We start from the raw sequence: 16097 nt of genomic DNA, 5'->3' as shown, positions 1-16097 counted from the left end.
CAGATCGCCTGTTCAGGACCACTGGGTCATGACCACCGGGCGATGGCCAGCAGGGCCACGAGGATCGCCGAAAGGCCCAGAATCACGGGCAACAGCCAGCGCGGCCGGGGCGGGATCTCTTCGATCGGCTCGAGGGGCTCCAGGGGTTCCAGGTCGGAATCCAGCGTCTCGGCGGCCAGGGGGACCTTCCGGATGGCCGTGTCCGCCTGGAGCGCCAGATTGCGGTGGGTCCCGCTCGTGAAGCCCGCGGGTGGCGGAAACCGGGAGGCGATCAGGTTCTCGAGGTTCTCGGGGGTCCCGTTGAGCAGGGTCTGCATGTACTCCGCCACGTCGTGCTCGGTGATGGGCGGACCCAGGCGCTGGAGGTAGTCGCGCAGGTCGCGCTCCATGAACCGCGCCGAGGGATAGCGATGGTCCACGCTCTTCTGGAGCGCCCGGTTCACGATGGCCACCATCTCCTTCGACACTTTCGGATTCAGCGCGAGCAGGTCCGACACCCGGCCGAGGCGCACCTTCTCGAGCACGCCGAGCTCCGAGTCTGCCTGGAAGCAGCGCTCGCCCGTGAGCAGCTCGAACAGGACCAGACCCAGCGAGTAGAGGTCCGAGCGGTTGTCCAGGGGCTGGCCCGTGGCCTGTTCCGGGCTCATGTAGAGCAGCTTCCCCTTGAGCGCCCCCGCCACGGTGTGGCTGGCCTTGCTGGCGGCCTTGGCGATGCCGAAGTCCACGAGCTTGACGGCGCCCTCGGTGGAGAGGATCACGTTCTGGGGGCTGATGTCCCGGTGGACCAGCTTCAGCTCGCGGTCGTCGAACCCCCGCTTCCGGTGGGCGTAGTCCAGGGCGGCAGCCACCTTCATCACCACGAAGGCCGCCACCTGCTCCGGGAAGGGCAGGCCGTATTCCCGAACCTTCCGCAGCAGCGTGCGGAGGTCGCGGCCATTCACATACTCCATGGCGATGTAGTACGAACTGCCGGCCTTCCCCAGGTCGAAGATCTGCACGATGTTCGGGTGGGTCAGCTGGGCTGCCAGCTTGGCCTCGTCGATGAACATGGTGACGAAGTCCTCGTTGTCGCTGAAGTGCGGCAGGATGCGCTTGATGGCCACGATCTTCTGGAAGCCCTGCACACCCCGCTGCTGGGCCTTGAACAGCTCTGCCATGCCGCCGATGGCGATCTTCTCCAGCAGGAAGTAGTTCCCGTACTCCTCCAGGATGTCCGGCGTTCCCACGGCCGCGGGTTTGGCCTCCTGCGCAGGAGGAGCCTCGGGGGCGCCCGCCGGGCCGCCGGACCAGGCGAAGGGGTCATGGACTCCGGAAATGCCGCTGAGCGTGAAGTCCGAGGGGCCCAGGGGCGACGCCGGCGGCAGGGAGGGGGTCGGCGCCGAGCCTGACATCGAGGCCAGCGCCGGGGCCACCCGCACCAGGGTCCTGGCCGGAGCGGGTTCGGGCAGTGCTTCCACCTCCTCGATCACCTCGCCGAAGATGTCCGCGGCGCTGAGGGGGGGCTGCGCCGCCGGCGCTTCGGATCCCGGCTGGGTCGGAACAAAGTCCAGGCCGCCCTCCAAGTCCGCCAGGAGGTCGCCGAAGATGTCCTGCGTGCTGAGCCTGGCGGCTCCAGGGCGATAGCGGCGGAGGATGGCGGCGATCTCACCATCGGGCCGCGTGCGCTCCAGGTATTCCTGCACGTCGGCCCCGGCCTCCTCCCCGTTCCCGGGGCCTTCGGTCACCACCAGGACCGGCAGCCGGGGGTTCCGCTCGCGGAGCCGCCGCACCAGTTCGCTGCCGGCCCCGCCGGGGGCGGAGGAATCCAGCAGCAGCAGATCCGGATCCAGGCCTGCCTGGAGGAAGTCCTCCGACCCGTCGTGGCGGATCCACTGGACCTCCCAGCCATCGCCTTCCATGGCAGACACCAGGCCGGGAGTCCGCAAGGACTCGCCGTCCACGATGAGAAGGAGAGGGCGCCGCATGGTCATCCAGAAGAAGCAGTGAGGGTTAAGGGTAACCAGAGGCTTTCCTCCTCGCCATAACCCCAGTGTTGAGGTAGACTTTTCGTTCGGTCCGGTGCTGCCCTGCAGCCCAGCTGAAATCCACGGGAAAGGAGGTGCATCCATATGCCTTTGGTCAAGGTCAAAGAAGACGAAACCTTCGAGTTCGCCCTTCGCCGCTTCAAGCGGAAGTGCGAGAAGTCCGGCATTCTCAGCGAGCTGAAGAAGCGCCAGCACTACGAGAAGCCCAGCACCAAGCGCAAGCGCAAGATGCTCGCCGCCCGTAAGAAGACCCTGAAGCGCCTCGCTCAGGAGCGCCGCATGATCGGATGAGATGAAGCTCCGCTTCCTCTCGAAAAAGGCCCGCGGAAGCGGGCCTTTTGTTTTACTGAAGGCTGAAGATGTCGCCCATGAACCCTGAACTCCATGCCCTTGAATTCCCCGATGCGGTGCGCCTGATCGAGTCGGGGGCCCGCACGGCGCCGGCCCGGGCGGCCCTGGGGGCCATGCAGCCCTGGGACGGGCTCGCGGGACTGCGGCGGCTGCACCAGATGGAGCTGCAGGACCTCTGGATGCAGTCGCCGGATCTCCTGCCGGTGCTGCCCATGGACGAGGCCCTGGACGAGCTGCTGAACCCGGCAGGCTGGCTGCTGTCGGAGCACTGGCGCCAGCTTCGGGACGGCCTGAGGGCCATGGCCCGCCTGCTGCAGAGCCTGGCCGCCCTGCCCTGGCCCGAGGCCCGCCCGGCGCCGGCGGGCACGCACCTGGGCATCGACCGCCTCCAGGTGACGGCGGCCCTCCTTCCCGACCCCGCGCCCATCGCCGAGCGCCTGACAAAGAGCTTCGATGCGGACGGCCGCCTGGACCCCCTGCGCATCCCGGCCCTGGCCAGCCTCCACCGCGGGCGCCAGGACGCCTTCCAGGCCGTCCAGGCCAAGCTCCAGAAGCTGCTGCGGGGCACCCCGGACGCCTTCAACGAGGCCACCATCGTCGAGCGCAACGGGCGCTTCTGCCTGCCCGTGCGCCAGGAGCGGCGCAGCCTCGTGCCGGGCCTGGTACTGGATCGCAGCGGCAGCGGCGCGACGGTCTTCATCGAGCCCATGGAAGCCGTGCCCCTCAACAACGCCTTCGTGGAAGCGGACCGCGACTACGCCCAGGCCGTGCAGGCCTTCCTGCGGGACCTGCTGGCGGAGCTGCGGGGCCGCCGGGAGGACTTCGCCCGCTGGCGGGACCTCCAGGCCCAGGCGGACCAGGGCCTCGCCCTCCTGCGCTGGGCCGCCCTCTGCGACGGCCGCCTGCCGGACGTGGAAACGGATCCCAAGCAGGGCCGCCTCTGCCTGCTGGACGCCCGCCACCCCATGCTGCTGCCCGCGGTGCGGGAGGCCATGGGCCTCGAACCGCTGGCCCACCCGGTGGTGCCCCTGAACCTGGTGCTGGAGGCGGAGAAGCCGGGCCTCGTCATCTCGGGCTCGAACACCGGCGGCAAGACCGTGGTGCTGAAGACCGTGGGCCTGCTCTCGGTGCTGGCCGCCTGCGGCTGCGCCGTGCCGGCGAAGGAAGGCTCCAGCTTCCCCGCCCTGCCCAGCCTCCACGCGGACATCGGCGACCACCAGACGATCACGGGAAGCCTCTCGACCTTCAGCAGCCATGTCCTGCATCTGAAGAAGATCCTGGAAAACGTCCATGACGGCGGCCTGGTGCTGCTGGACGAGCTGGGCACGGGCACGGATCCCAAGGAGGGCGCCGCCCTGGGCATCGCCATGCTCCAGACCCTGTCCCGGCGCCGCTGCTGGATCCTCTGCTCCACCCATCTGGGCGAGATCAGCCAGTGGGCCCTGCGGCACACGCGGTTCCAGAACGCCTCCGTGCAGTTCGACGAGGACCGCCTGGCCCCCACCTACCGCCTGCTGGTGGGCCAGCCGGGCCAGAGCCGGGCCCTCACCATCGCCGCCAAGCTGGGTCTGCCCAAGGCCGTGCTCGACCATGCGGACAGGGTGCTGGGCAAGCGGGAGCAGGACTGGCGGGACTTCCTGCGGGAGCTGGAGGCGGAGCGCACCCGCCTGCTGGAGGAGGCCGAGACGCTGCGCCAGCAGACGGCCGCCGTCGAGAAGGACCGGGAGATCCTCCGCCAGCGGGAGGCGAAGCTGCGGACCGAACGCGACGCCTTCCAGCAGGAATCCAAGGAGAAGGTGGCCCGGGTGCTGGACTTCCTCGACCATGAGGGCAAGCGGCTGGTGAAGGAGCTGAAGGAGCGCCAGAAGGCTGCCGCCGTGAACGCCGACCGCCTGGGCACCGAGGCCCACGAACGGGTGAAGCAGCTTACCCGCCTGGCGGAGGCCGAGCTGGCGCCGCGGGGCGCCAAGCCACAGACCACCGCCCCCAAGGAGGTCCGGGAGGGCGGGTACGCCCGTCACCGGGGCCTGGGCGTCGAAGGCAAGGTCGTCTCCCTCAAGGGGGACCGGGCCACCCTGGAGACGCCCCAGGGCCGCCGCCTGGAGTGCCGCCTCGGCGAACTGGAACCCATCGGGGCGCGGGAGGCGGCGCCGAAACCCACCGGCAAGGTGCGGGTGCGGGCCGAAGCCCAGGAGATCGACTCCGAGATCAACCTCATCGGCCGGGCCAGCGATGACGTGGACAGTGAGGTCTACCGTTTCGTCGAGGAAGCCCTGGCCGCAGGCCGGCGCTTCGTCCGCATCGTCCACGGCCACGGCACCGGAAGGCTGAAGGCCGCGGTCCGCGAGGCTCTGCGCGGGCACCCCGGCATCGCCCGGGTGGAGGACGCCCCCCAGAACCAGGGCGGAGCCGGCGCCACCGTCATCACGCTGAAGTGAGCCTGCCCACCGCATGAAGAAGGCCCCGCGGGTGCGGGGCCTTCTGCTTCGGATCCAGGGCCGGATCAGAACTTGACGCGGACGCCGACCTGGAGCTCGCGGGTCTTGTCCTTGGTCACGGTCCCGAGCTGGCCGAACTCGGCGTTGGTGATGATGTAGCCATTGGGGGAGCGGACGCTGAAGTCGGCCTTGTTGAACAGATTGTAGATGTCGATGATGCCTTCCACCTGGAGCTTGCCGTAGACCTTGAAGTTGCGGCTCAGGCGGAGGTCGAACTGGGTGTAGCCGGGCTGCCGCTCGTCGCCGCGGGTGTGCCCCGGGGCGAAGTGGTTGGCCATGCCGTCGCCGTTCACGTCATTGCCCAGGTAGGCCGAGTAGGGCAGGCCGCTCTGGTAGAGCCCGCGCACGGAGCCCTCCACGCCCCAGAGGATGGGGAAGTAGGCCACCACATTGGCGACCCAGCGACGGTCGCTGTCGCCGTAGCCGTAGTTGGAGGCGGGGTACTGGGGATTGGGCGTGAGGGAGGCGCCGAGCTCGCTACTGAAGTTCGGGCCGGAGGACGTGTAGGTGCCCCGCTCGAACGATCCGGTGTCCTGGGCCTTGGAGTAGGTCACGTTGCCGATGACACCGGTCTTCTCATCCCAGGTCTTCTTGACCGAGAAGCTCAGGCCCCGGTAGTGGCCCCAGCCGTCGGTCTTGACGAGGTAGACATCGCTGAAGCCGCCGACCGGATTGCCGGGCGTGACGGCGGCCTTGTTGAAGTCCACCCGGTGGCCACGGATGACCGCGTAGTTGGGGCGGGTCGCGATGCTCCAGGCGTCGATGCCGGGGGCATAGCCGTCGTTGTAGGCCTGGCCGCCGGTCTGGCCGAGGTTGATGTTCTCAAAGCGCTGCAGGTTCTCGTACCGGACATAGGTCGCCGTCAGGCCCACCACCAGGTTGTTGCCGAGGTCGTGCTCGACGCCGAGGCTGGCCTTCTTGGAGCGGGAGAGCTTGTTTTCGGGATCCCAGAGGGAGGTGGAGGAGGCGCCGGCCGTGAAGATCGGCATGGCGGCGATGGTGGCGAGCTCGGCGTCGGTGGCCTTCCGCATCGAGCTGCCGCTGATCAGGTTCGAGGCGCTCAGCAGGCCCGAGTTGAACAGGGCCAGGTTCGCGGCATTGGCGCGGTTGAGGGAGAAGCTGTAGTTGGTGATGATCTGGCCGTTGCCCGTCATGGTGTTGGAGTGGAGCAGCAGCGGGGTCGGGCTGCTGAAGGAGCCGTAGCCGCCCCGGACCACCGTCTTGCCCCGGCCATCCACGTCGAAGCTGAAGGCGAACCGGGGGTCCACGGCGCTGGCGCCGCTGGCCTGGTCCAGCCCCTGGAAGTTGGGGTTGGGCGCCGGGTTGTCCGAGAAGGACTGGTTGATGGTCCGCAGGCCCGCCGTCAGAGTCAGGCGCTTGTCGAGCAGGCCCGAATACTGGACCTGGCCGAACACGCTGTTGGTCTTGGTCCACATCTGGATGCGGCCGTTGTAGGGGCTGACGGCCCCGCTGTAGGTGATGGGGTTGGCTTTGTTGTAGTCGGGGTTCGGGGGGACCGGAGGCGTGTTCAGGTCGCCCAGCGTCCCGTTGGCCCAATCGGCTGCGGCGCCGTAGGTGCCGAACTGGAAGCGACCGGCATTGTTCTGGAAGAACTGGTTATCCACATCGACCTTCATGAGGTCGACGCCGCCTTTCACCTGGAAGTCGCCGTGGTTCCAGGTGGTCGCGCTGAAGAACTGCTGGGTGTTCTCGTTGCTCTCGCGGGGCGTGGAGGTCTTGGTGCCAAAGGCCATGAAGCTGGCGGTGGTGGGCACTTCAAGGGAGGGGACGCCCGGAACCGAGTTGTTCCGCATGGGCCGGGCCTCCCGGGCGATCTGCAGGCGGCTCTCCGTGAACAGCTCGTTGGTCCAGATGTCGTTGGCCTCGACCACCCAGCTGATCGAGTTCGTCTTGGTGGGGATGTTGTTGCTCTCGGCGTTGTTGGGGTTGGCGCTGGTGTTGTTCAGCGTGTCCGTCATCGTCTGGTAGTTCATCCGCAGGACGAACCGGTGGTTCTCGTTCAGCGAATAGTCCAGGCGGCCGAAGTACACCGTGTTGGTGTTCTCCATGGGATAGGCGTGCGGGGGGATGCCGGCCTTGGGATTGCCCAGTTCCTGGGCCAGGGTGAGGCCGTTCCGGTTGGTCAGTACGCCCCCCAGTGGGCTCGCCACGAGGTTGTTGAAGTCCTCTGGCCCCATGCCCGAGGTGTACGCCGGATTGGGAGTCACCCCGTCAGCCAGGAATTTGCTCTGCCCAAGCGAAGTCGGATTCGGATTGGCGGTGATGCTCTTGGTGTAGCGCTCAACCCCCATGAAATACCAGAGCTTGTCCTTCACGAGGGCCCCGCCCACGTTGAAGTTCACGTTGGTGGAGTCGTTGAACCTCTGGAGGTTGGTGGGTGTGTTGAAGGTGTGGCTGGGATCGTAGGGCACGGGCTTCGGCCGGGCGCTCCAGCTGGTGCGGCGGATCTGGTACAGGGCGCTGCCGAAGAACTCATTGGTGCCCGTCTTGGTCACCGCATTGATGGTGGCGCCGGCCTGGCCGTACTGGACGTCGTAGCCATTGGTGACGATCTGGAGTTCCTTGATCGTGTCCGCGCCGAAGATGAACGGCGTATAGACGCCACCGCGCTGCTCGTTGAAGAACGCGGAGTTCGTGCTCGCACCATCGATCTGGATGGCGTTGAAGATCTGGCGCCCGCCTTCGACGACGAGGCGGCCGTTGTTGCCGGACACCACTCCCGGGGAAAGCTTGGCCACGTCCGTGAAGTTGCGGCTGACCAGAGGGACGGCCTCGATCACCGCGGCATCCACACTGGTCATGACGTTCGTCTCTTTGGTGTCCACGCCGCCGGACACGCCCACGATCTCCACCATCGCGGAGGCCTCCGCCACGTCCAGCCGGAAATTGGCGATGGTGTTCTGGCCCAGGAGCACCTGGACATTGGTGTCCTTCAGGCTGCGCATGCCATTGGCGGTGACGGTGAGCTCATAGGTCCCCACAGGCAGCAGCCCGATCTGGTACTCACCCCCGGCATTGGTCGCGGCCGTGCGGGCCAGGCCCGTCTCGCGGTTCCGCAGGGAGAGGGTGGCGCCGGATACCGCCTGGCCGGCCGTGTTCTTCACCACGCCCCGCACCGCGCCGGCGGTGGAGGTGGTCTGGGCCGAGGCCACGGTGGCGCAGGCCAGGGCCGTCAGCGTGAGGGTTGTCCAGCGTCGAGTCATCGTCGCTCCTGAGGCCAGAAAATTGGCCGCCTATGAATTGCGGAGCCCGGTTTATTCCGGTGCATCCGTGGCATGGAAAGTCCAAGGATCCCCGATTCCTATACGGCGACTCAAGTGCCTTTTTTCCCCGAGAAATTCCCAGAGATGGTCGACAACCTTCATCCAACAGTTACAACCCGGGATGGCTCAGGCGAGATTCCTGGACTTCAGGAAGGTCACGAAGCCGAAGTCCCCATCGCTGATGTGGTGCTTCAGCCAGCCTTCCATGAAGGTCGGGACCATCAGGGCAAGGGCATGGGGGCTTTCCCGGAACTTGTCGAGCAGTTCATGGAGGCTCGTCAGCATCGAAGCGTGCTCGGACATGTGCTGGGTCAGGTCGGGGTAGCCGTAGCGCGCCATGAAGGACTCCTCCGTGGCGAAGTGGCGCTCCGAGTGGCTGACCAGCGTGGCCAGGAGCCGTTCGACCTCCCCCTGCTCCGCACCAGACTGGATGGAGTTCCGCAGGCAGTCGACGGTGGCGAATAGTTCCTGGTGCTGCTCATCGATGATCTGGATGCCGGTGTTGTAGCGGGTGTTCCAAACAACATCCATGGTCCAGATCCTTTTTCACGGCGGGAAACAGGGCGATCAGTTCAGGGGTCGCCAGCTGCAGGCGATCCACCATCAGGTTGCGTTCTTGATACGGCTAGCAGACAGCCGAATGTAGACTTCAAGGATGTTCTGATCAAGAAGATTATGCGCTTATTTCCTGGTTCGGGCCCCTGTGGGGCCCGAACGATGGTACCGGTGGTCGGACTCGAACCGACACTCCTTTAGGGGGAAACGGATTTTGAGTCCGTCGCGTCTGCCATTTCGCCACACCGGCCAGAAGGCCCAGGATAGCGCGGCCATGCAGGATTGCGAAAGGCCCGGACGAGCCGTGCAGCGCCGGCCCCCGGAGACTGTCAATCCGCCGTGAGGGGGATCCTCCTCCCCGCGCCGAAGGCCTTGGGGCTCACCTTGAAGGCGAAGGGCAGCTGGCGCCGCTTGAACTCCGTCCGGCGGAGGAGGCCCAGGATGCGGGGCAGCGCGGCCCTTGCCTGATCCAGATCGCGCCCTTCCAACAACAAGGCCAGGTCATCGGCGAGGCCCTCCTCGGGCCGCTGGGCCTCCAGGGCCGCACCCAGGATGGCATCCAGCTGGGCGTAGGGCAGGAGGCTGGCCTCGTCCGTCTGGCCCGGACGCAGTTCCGCCGTGGGCGGACGCTCCACCACGCCGCGGGGCACCGCCCCGCCCAGCTCTTTCGCCACGGCGTAGACCCGGGCCTTGAGGCAGTCCCCCAGAGGCGCGAAGGCGCCGATGCCATCCCCGTAGAGGGTGAAGTAGCCCGTGGCCGCCTCGCTCTTGTTGCCGGTGTTCACCACGGCCACGCGGCCGGTGCCGAGCCGCCGGTGGACCTCCGGCTCGGACGTCAGCGCCATGAGCAGACTGCCGCGGCACCGGCTCTGCAGGTTCTCGTCCGTGAGGCTGAAGGTGCGGCCGGGCAGGGCCTGCTCCAGCGCCGCGGTGAACCCTGCGAAGGGCTCGTCCACATTGATGTTCAGGAAGCCCATGCCCAGCTGCCGGGCCTGCTGTTCGGCGAGACTGGAGCTCTCTCCGCTGCTGAACCGCGTGGGGAGGGCCACTCCCAGCACGCGATCGGCGCCGAGGGCCTCCACGGCGAGGGCGGCGGCCACGGCGCTGTCGATGCCTCCGGAAAGTCCCATCACCAGCGCTTCGAGCCCCTGCTTGGCCAGGTTGTCCCGGATTCCCATCACCAGCGCGGTCCGCAGCCAGGATCCCTCTGCCACGGAGGACCAGGCATCGCCGGCAAGTCCCGTGTCGGTCATGACCTGCCCCACATGGAACGGCTCACAGCCCTGCCACCGTCCATCGGGAAGCGCCAGGCCCGAGCCGCCATCGAAGAGCAGCCAGCTTTCGGCCCCGACCCGGCTGGCATAGGCGATGGGGATCCCGTACTTCTGGGCCAGCCCCGGCAGCAGGCGGCGGCGCTGGGCATCCTTCGAGGGGATCGCCCAGGGGGCGCTGCGGCCCGCGGGCAGGTAGCTCCCCAGCCCACTGGGACTGGCGCTGGCATTGAGGATCAGCGTGGCACCGGCGGCCGCCAAGTCCGCGATCGGATCCAGACCATAGTCCACCGGCGCGTTGCCCAGCTGCGGATCCGCCCAGAGATCCTCGCAGATGGAGAGACCGATGCGCTGATCCCGGAAGGCCACCAGCGGCTGCGGTGAGGGATCGGGCTCGAAGTACCGATGCTCGTCGAAGACGTCATAGCTCGGCAGCACCCGCTTGTGCGCGCAGTGGCGGAGGGTCCCGCCTTCACACCACCACAGCTCGTTCCACAGGCGGCCGGATGGGGCCGGGCGGGCCGTCCCGAACAGCAGCGGCGCGGCTCCCGACAGAGCCGCCAGGCGGTGGGACTCCCGCTCGATGCGTCGCCGCAGGCCGGGCTCCCACAGCCGGTCCTCGGCCAGGTAGCCGGGGATGGCCAGCTCCGGGGCCAGGACCAGGTCTGCCCCCGCGGCCACGGCCTCGACATAGGCCGCCTCCAGGACGCGGCCGTTGCCCTCGGGGTCGCCGAGGCGCGCATTGAGCTGGAGGAGCGCGATCTTCATGACATCAACTTACCAGCCTCCCTACCAGCGGATCTCCGCGCAGGTGCCGCCCTCGGGGCGGGGGACCAGGCGCAGGTCGGCCCCCTGGGCGTTGAGCCATTTGAGGGCCAGCGGAAGGCCCAGGCCGGTGCCGTCCGGCCGGCCGCTCTCGAACGGCCTGAGCATGCGGACCGCCGTATCCTCCGAAAGCCCCGGGCCGCCATCCAGAATGTCCACCCGCCCTTCGGCGACCCGCACCAGGATCCGGCCTCCGAGCGGCGTGGCCTGGCAGGCGTTCTCCAGCAGGTTGACCAGGGCCTGATGGAGGAGCGAGGCATCCCCCGTGGCCCCCCCTTCTCCCTCCGCCACCAGCTGGCGGCCCTGGCTCACCGGGCGGCGCTTCAACTCGGACACGGCCTGGGCGGCGGCCTCCTCGAGGCGGAGCGGCTCCGCGGCCGGCACCAGGGGCCTCGCCCACTGGAGGAAGCGCTGGACGAGGCGCTCCAGTTCCTCGGTCTCCTCCAGCAGGGCCTCCGCCGTCTCGTCGTGGCCGGCCCGCTTGAGCATCTGTCCCCGGCCCTTGAGCACCGCCAAGCCGTTCTTCAGCTGGTGGGCCACCCCGGCCGTCATCTCGCCCAGCTCCGCGAACCGCTCCCGCAGCTGCCGGCGGTGGTCCTCGGCCTCGGCCTCGGTGACGTCCTCGAACTGCACCAGGGCGCCGATGCGGTCCGGGGCCTCGATGCGCTGGAGCCGCCAGCGGCGGCCCCCGGCCGCACAGCGCCAGGCGGGGCCGGGCTCACGGCCCAGGGCCTCCCTTAGCCAGGGGAAGGGCTCCAGCACGAAGGCCGCCTCCAGGCCCACGACACCGGGCCGGACCCCCAGCAGATCGCACCCGCGCCGGTTCAGGGCGGCCAGGCGCTGGCGCTGATCCACCCAGAGCACGCCCACGGGGAGCACGTCCAGCAGCCGCTCGTGGACCGTGCGCAGCTCGCCCAGGGAATGGGCCAGTTCGCCCCGCTCCCTCAGGCTGCCGGACACCGCGGAGAGCAGGAGCGCCTCGGGATCCGCCTTGGCGCGGCGGTGGATCCGCGCCCAGCGCGTGAGCACCAGGGCCGCGCCGCCGACGGCCACCCCGGCCGGGAGGGCCATGGCCAGCCACACGAGGGTACGGGACAGGGGTTCCATCGCCCCAGGGTATGCTCTTTCCATGGACAGGCAGCCCATCTACGTGGTGTCGGGGGGGTCCGGCGAGACCGCCCAGCGCATGGTCCAGGCGGCGCTGACCCAGTTTTCCAAGGGCGAAAGCTCCGCCCTGGTGCGGCGGTTCCAGAATGTCCGCTCCAAGGAGGACATGGACCGGGTGCTCCAGATGGCAGCGGACAAGCGCGCCGTCATCATCCACACCACCGTCTCCCGGGAGATGCGCTTCTACCTGGCGGATCGGTGTGCGGAGCTGCGGCTCACCCAGGTGGACCTCTTCGGCAACCTGCTGGACACCCTCGCCCTCTACCTCCGGGAGCGGCCCGAAGAGCGACCCGGCAGCTTCCACGCCGTGGGCGACAAGTACTTCCGCCGCATCGAAGCCATCGAGTTCGCCCTGAAGTTCGACGACGGCATCGACATGGGCGGCCTGCCGGATGCCGATATCGTCCTGGTGGGCATCAGCCGCACCAGCAAGACCCCCCTCTCCATGTATCTCGCCATGGAGGGCTACAAGGTGCTGAACGTGCCCCTGGTGCCGGGCGTGGCGCTGCCTTCCGAGCTCGAGGCCATTCCCCAGGGCCGGATCGTCGGCCTCACCATCCAGCCCGACCGGCTCCAGGAGATCCGCGCCTACCGTCTGAAGCGCCTGGGGGCCGCGGGCAGCGCGGACAACTACAGCGACCTGGGGCACATCCTCGACGAGCTGGTCTATGCCGACGAAGTCTTCAAGCAGCATCGCCGCTGGCCCATCCTCGACGTCACCGGCCGCAGCATCGAAGAAACCGCGGGCCTGGTGCTGGATCGCGTGTTCGGCAAGGAACGGGCCGTGTGAGGGCTGGCTGTCGGCTCTCAGCTGTCAGCTGACAGCTATCAGTGAAAGCCGACAGCTGACAACCATACCTACAGTTCCTCCTCCAGCCGCTGCACGAGCGTCCGCAGGATCTTGATCCGGCCGTAGTACTTGTCCTCGCTCTCGACGAGGGTCCAGGGGGCGATCTCGGTGCTGGTGCGGTCCAGCATGTCGCAGATGGCGGCCTCGTAGGCGGGCCACTTCTCGCGGTTGCGCCAGTCCTCCTCGGTGATCTTGAAGCGCTTGAAGGGAGTCGTCTGGCGCTCCTCGAAGCGGCGCAGCTGCTCCTCCTGGCTGATGGAGAGCCAGAACTTGAGCAGGATGCTGCGGTTGCGCACGAGCTGATCCTCGAAGTCGTTGATCTCGCTGTAGGCCCGCCGCCAGTCGGCCTCGGAGCAGAAGCCCTCCACCCGCTCCACCAGCACGCGGCCGTACCAGCTGCGATCGAAGATGGCCACCCGGCCCTGGCGGGGGAGGTGCCGCCAGAAGCGCCAGAGGTAGGGCTGGGCCCGCTCCTCCTCCGTGGGCGCGGCGATGGGGTGGATGTGGTACTGGCGGGCGTCCAGGGCCTGCGTGATCCGCCGGATCCCCCCGCCCTTGCCTGCCGCATCCACGCCCTCGAACACCAGCACCACCGCATGTTTCTGGAAGTTCCGGTGGCGGGTGAGCAGGTTCAGCTTCCCCTGGAGGGTGAGCAGCTCCTCCTCGTAGTCCTTCTTGTCGATGCGTTTCGAGAGGTCCAGGGCCTTGAGGACGTTCATGCCATCCAGGGAAACGGTGGGCGGCTGGGAAGGCCGGGCGGGCTCCACGGGGGCGGGATGATCCAACCGGGCCCGCAGCCGCTCCAGGAGGATCTTCCCCACAGTGAGCCGCTGGTAGTGGGGATCCACGGCCTCCACCACGATCCAGGGGGCATCTCCCGTGCTGGTGGACCGCAGGGCCCGCTCCGACACCTGCCGGAAGGTGTCGTACATGTCGAAGTGCTTCCAGTCGCGGGAGGTGACCCGCCAGCGGGTCCTGGGATCCTTCTCCAGCCCCTTCAGACGCTTCTTCTGGGCCTCCTTGCCGAGGTGCATCCAGAACTTCAGCACCAGGGCCCCTTCGTGGATGAGCATCTGCTCGAAGCGCGCCACCCGGGCCATGTCCTGGTCCAGGTCCGAGGTCTTGATGCGACCGTAGGCCCGCTCGAGGATGGGCCACGTGTACCAGGACCCGTCGAAGATCCCGATCGTCCCCTTGGGCGGCAGCAGGCGCCAGTAGCGCCACATGTGGGGCCGCTCGCGTTCCTCGTCCGTCGGCTCGGCCAGCCCATGCGTCTGGATGTGCCTGGGATCCATCCATTCATTGAGCGTGTTCACGGTCTCGCTCTTGCCGGCCCCATCCACCCCCGCCACCAGGATGATCACGGGGAATTTCGCCCCCGACAGGTCGTACTGGGCGTCCAGCAGCGCCTCCCGGAGGAGGGGAACCTCCCGTTCCCACACGTCCTTGGTGATCCTGTGGCCGAGCTCCGCGGATTCGAACATGGTTCCTCCGGGACGGTTCCGGAGGCCACGATAGCCGATTCCGGGCCGGAGGTTCAGTATTCGTTCGCCAGATCCCCCGCCCGCACCTGCTTCTCGAAGGGCTGGAACACCGGCGCGCCGGCGGCCTGGGCGATCCATTCGGCCACGCGGATGCCGTCCACGGCAGCAGAGGTGATGCCCCCGGCGAAGCCGGCGCCCTCGCCGCAGGGGTAGAGGCCCGGGTGCGACACCGACTGTCCGTCCTCGCCGCGCAGGAGCTGGATGGGGCTGCTGGTGCGGCTCTCGATGGCCAGCAGGATGGCCTCCCGGCTGGCGAAGCCGTGGATCTTCCTGTCGAAGGCAGGCAGGGCCCCCGCCAGCTGGTCCCGCACGAAGTCCGGCAGGCAGGTGCGGAGATCCGCCGCCACGGCGAAGGGCTTGAAGCTGGTGCGCGGCAGGCGGCCCGTGGCGCGGCCCTTGAGGAAATCCAGCACCGACATGGCCGGGGCCCCGTAGGTCTCCCCTGCGGCGCGGAAGGCGGCCTGTTCCCACTTCCGCTGGAAGTACATGCCCCCGAGCAGGTGGTCGCTGCCGAAATCCGCCGTGTTCACCTTGGCCACCAGGCCCGAGTTGGCGAAGCCCGAGTCGCGCTTCTCGTTGCTCATGCCGTTCACCACCACGCCGCCCGGCTCGCTGCTGCACTGGATGACCTCGCCGCCGGGACACATGCAGAAGCTGTAGGCGGCGCGGTTCAGGCCGAAGTTGCAGACCAGCTTGTAGTCCGCGGCGGGCAGCGAGGGATGGCCGGCGCTGGGGCCGTACTGGGAGCGGTCGATGAGGTCCTGGGGATGCTCCACCCGCACGCCCATGGCGAAGGGCTTCTGGCGCATGGCCACACCGTGCCCGTGCAGCATCTCGAAGGTGTCGCGGGCGCTGTGGCCCGGGGCCAGCACCAGGGCCTCGCAGGGGATCTCCTCGCCGTCGGCCAGCACTGCGGCGCGGACCCGGCCCCGGTCATCGAAGCGCACGTCCGCCAGCCGGGCCTTGAAGCGGTAGCGGGCCCCGCGCGCCTCAGCCTCCTTGCGGATCAGCACGGCGCAGCGGCGGATGACATCCGTGCCCACGTGGGGTTTGGCCAGGTAGAGGATCCGGGGATTCGCGCCGAAGCGCACAAAGGCCTCCAGCACATAGCGCGTGGCGGGATGGCCGATGCGCGTGGTGAGCTTGCCGTCGCTGAAGGTGCCGGCGCCGCCTTCGCCGAACTGGGCGTTGGCCTCGGGGTCCAGCACCGCGTCCTTCCACAGCCCGGTGATGGCCTGCACGCGCTCACCCATGGCGGGCCCGCGCTCCAGCACGATGGGTTCGATGCCATAGTCCAGGAGGCGCAGGGCGCAGAAGGTGCCCGCGGGGCCGCTGCCCACCACCACCACCCGGGGGCGGCGTGGCGGCAGGGCCACCGCGTAGGGTGGTAGGGCCGGCGCCAGGTCCAGCTTCAACCCGCCGGGCAGCGGGCCCAGGTCCAGGGCACGGTCCGTCTCGAAACTCAGAGTCGTGAGAAAACGGATGGCTCCCTTGTGGCGGGCGTCCAGGCTGCGGCGCTCCAGGGTCGCGGCCCGGAAGTCCTTCGGTGCACCGCCGAGGGCGTGGGCCAACGGCTTAGCCAAGTCCAGCGCCTCCTCGCCCAGGTTCATCGGCAGGTTGGAGAGCAGGTAGCGCATGGGAACCTCGGCGGAAGGAGTCCACGGGACTCAAGGCCTGGTTTCAGGATAGCCGCCCCGAGCCGCCCTGCGGAGCAGAGCGTCCGGGGCC

10 protein-coding genes and 1 tRNA gene are annotated in these 16097 nt (G+C 68.3%); 3 read left to right on the top strand and 8 right to left on the bottom strand.

Going from position 1 to position 16097, the window contains the following annotated elements:
• Positions 1 to 26 precede the first annotated feature (26 nt).
• On the bottom strand, positions 27 to 1964 hold the full coding sequence (locus tag MLE43_RS14420) for a serine/threonine-protein kinase (RefSeq protein WP_243305268.1): 1938 nt from the start codon (positions 1962 to 1964) through the stop codon (positions 27 to 29).
• Between the two features lie 144 nt (positions 1965 to 2108).
• Here MLE43_RS14420 and rpsU point away from each other — a divergent pair, with 144 nt between their 5' ends.
• Positions 2109 to 2315 (top strand): 30S ribosomal protein S21, encoded by a 207-nt coding sequence (gene rpsU, locus MLE43_RS14415; protein ID WP_026852993.1) that lies wholly within the window; start codon positions 2109 to 2111, stop codon positions 2313 to 2315.
• Between the two features lie 77 nt (positions 2316 to 2392).
• Complete coding sequence (locus tag MLE43_RS14955; protein WP_275976254.1) at positions 2393 to 4813, top strand: endonuclease MutS2; 2421 nt, start codon at positions 2393 to 2395, stop codon at positions 4811 to 4813.
• Positions 4814 to 4878: 65 nt separating this feature from the next.
• Here MLE43_RS14955 and MLE43_RS14405 read toward each other — a convergent pair whose 3' ends face one another.
• The 5 genes from MLE43_RS14405 to MLE43_RS14385 all read right to left on the bottom strand — a co-directional run bounded on the left by MLE43_RS14405 (position 4879) and on the right by MLE43_RS14385 (position 11915).
• Positions 4879 to 8097, bottom strand: a complete 3219-nt coding sequence (locus MLE43_RS14405) for a TonB-dependent receptor (RefSeq protein WP_243305266.1) — start codon at positions 8095 to 8097, stop codon at positions 4879 to 4881.
• 186 nt (positions 8098 to 8283) lie between these two features.
• A complete protein-coding gene (locus MLE43_RS14400) occupies positions 8284 to 8688 on the bottom strand; it encodes a bacteriohemerythrin (RefSeq protein WP_243305262.1) in 405 nt (134 codons plus the stop codon).
• 187 nt (positions 8689 to 8875) lie between these two features.
• Positions 8876 to 8962 (bottom strand) — tRNA-Leu (locus MLE43_RS14395).
• A gap of 79 nt (positions 8963 to 9041) precedes the next feature.
• Positions 9042 to 10751, bottom strand: a complete 1710-nt coding sequence (gene nadE, locus MLE43_RS14390) for an NAD(+) synthase (RefSeq protein WP_243305260.1) — start codon at positions 10749 to 10751, stop codon at positions 9042 to 9044.
• Between the two features lie 21 nt (positions 10752 to 10772).
• The gene (locus MLE43_RS14385) at positions 10773 to 11915 is read right to left on the bottom strand and encodes a sensor histidine kinase (protein ID WP_243305258.1); all 1143 of its coding nucleotides are present in this window, start codon (positions 11913 to 11915) and stop codon (positions 10773 to 10775) included.
• Positions 11916 to 11937: 22 nt separating this feature from the next.
• Here MLE43_RS14385 and MLE43_RS14380 point away from each other — a divergent pair, with 22 nt between their 5' ends.
• Entirely contained in the window at positions 11938 to 12765 is an 828-nt protein-coding gene (locus tag MLE43_RS14380; protein ID WP_243305256.1) for a pyruvate, water dikinase regulatory protein, read from the top strand.
• Positions 12766 to 12833: 68 nt separating this feature from the next.
• On the opposite strand, the gene pap is transcribed toward MLE43_RS14380, so the two are convergent.
• The gene (pap, locus tag MLE43_RS14375) at positions 12834 to 14309 is read right to left on the bottom strand and encodes a polyphosphate:AMP phosphotransferase (protein WP_243305254.1); all 1476 of its coding nucleotides are present in this window, start codon (positions 14307 to 14309) and stop codon (positions 12834 to 12836) included.
• A gap of 53 nt (positions 14310 to 14362) precedes the next feature.
• A complete protein-coding gene (locus MLE43_RS14370) occupies positions 14363 to 16006 on the bottom strand; it encodes an NAD(P)/FAD-dependent oxidoreductase (RefSeq protein ID WP_243305252.1) in 1644 nt (547 codons plus the stop codon).
• Positions 16007 to 16097: the final 91 nt, after the last annotated feature.

It is taken from the genome of Geothrix oryzisoli (assembly GCF_022808865.1).
GTDB lineage: Bacteria > Acidobacteriota > Holophagae > Holophagales > Holophagaceae > Geothrix > Geothrix oryzisoli.
This window is presented reverse-complemented; position numbering and strand designations above follow the sequence as displayed.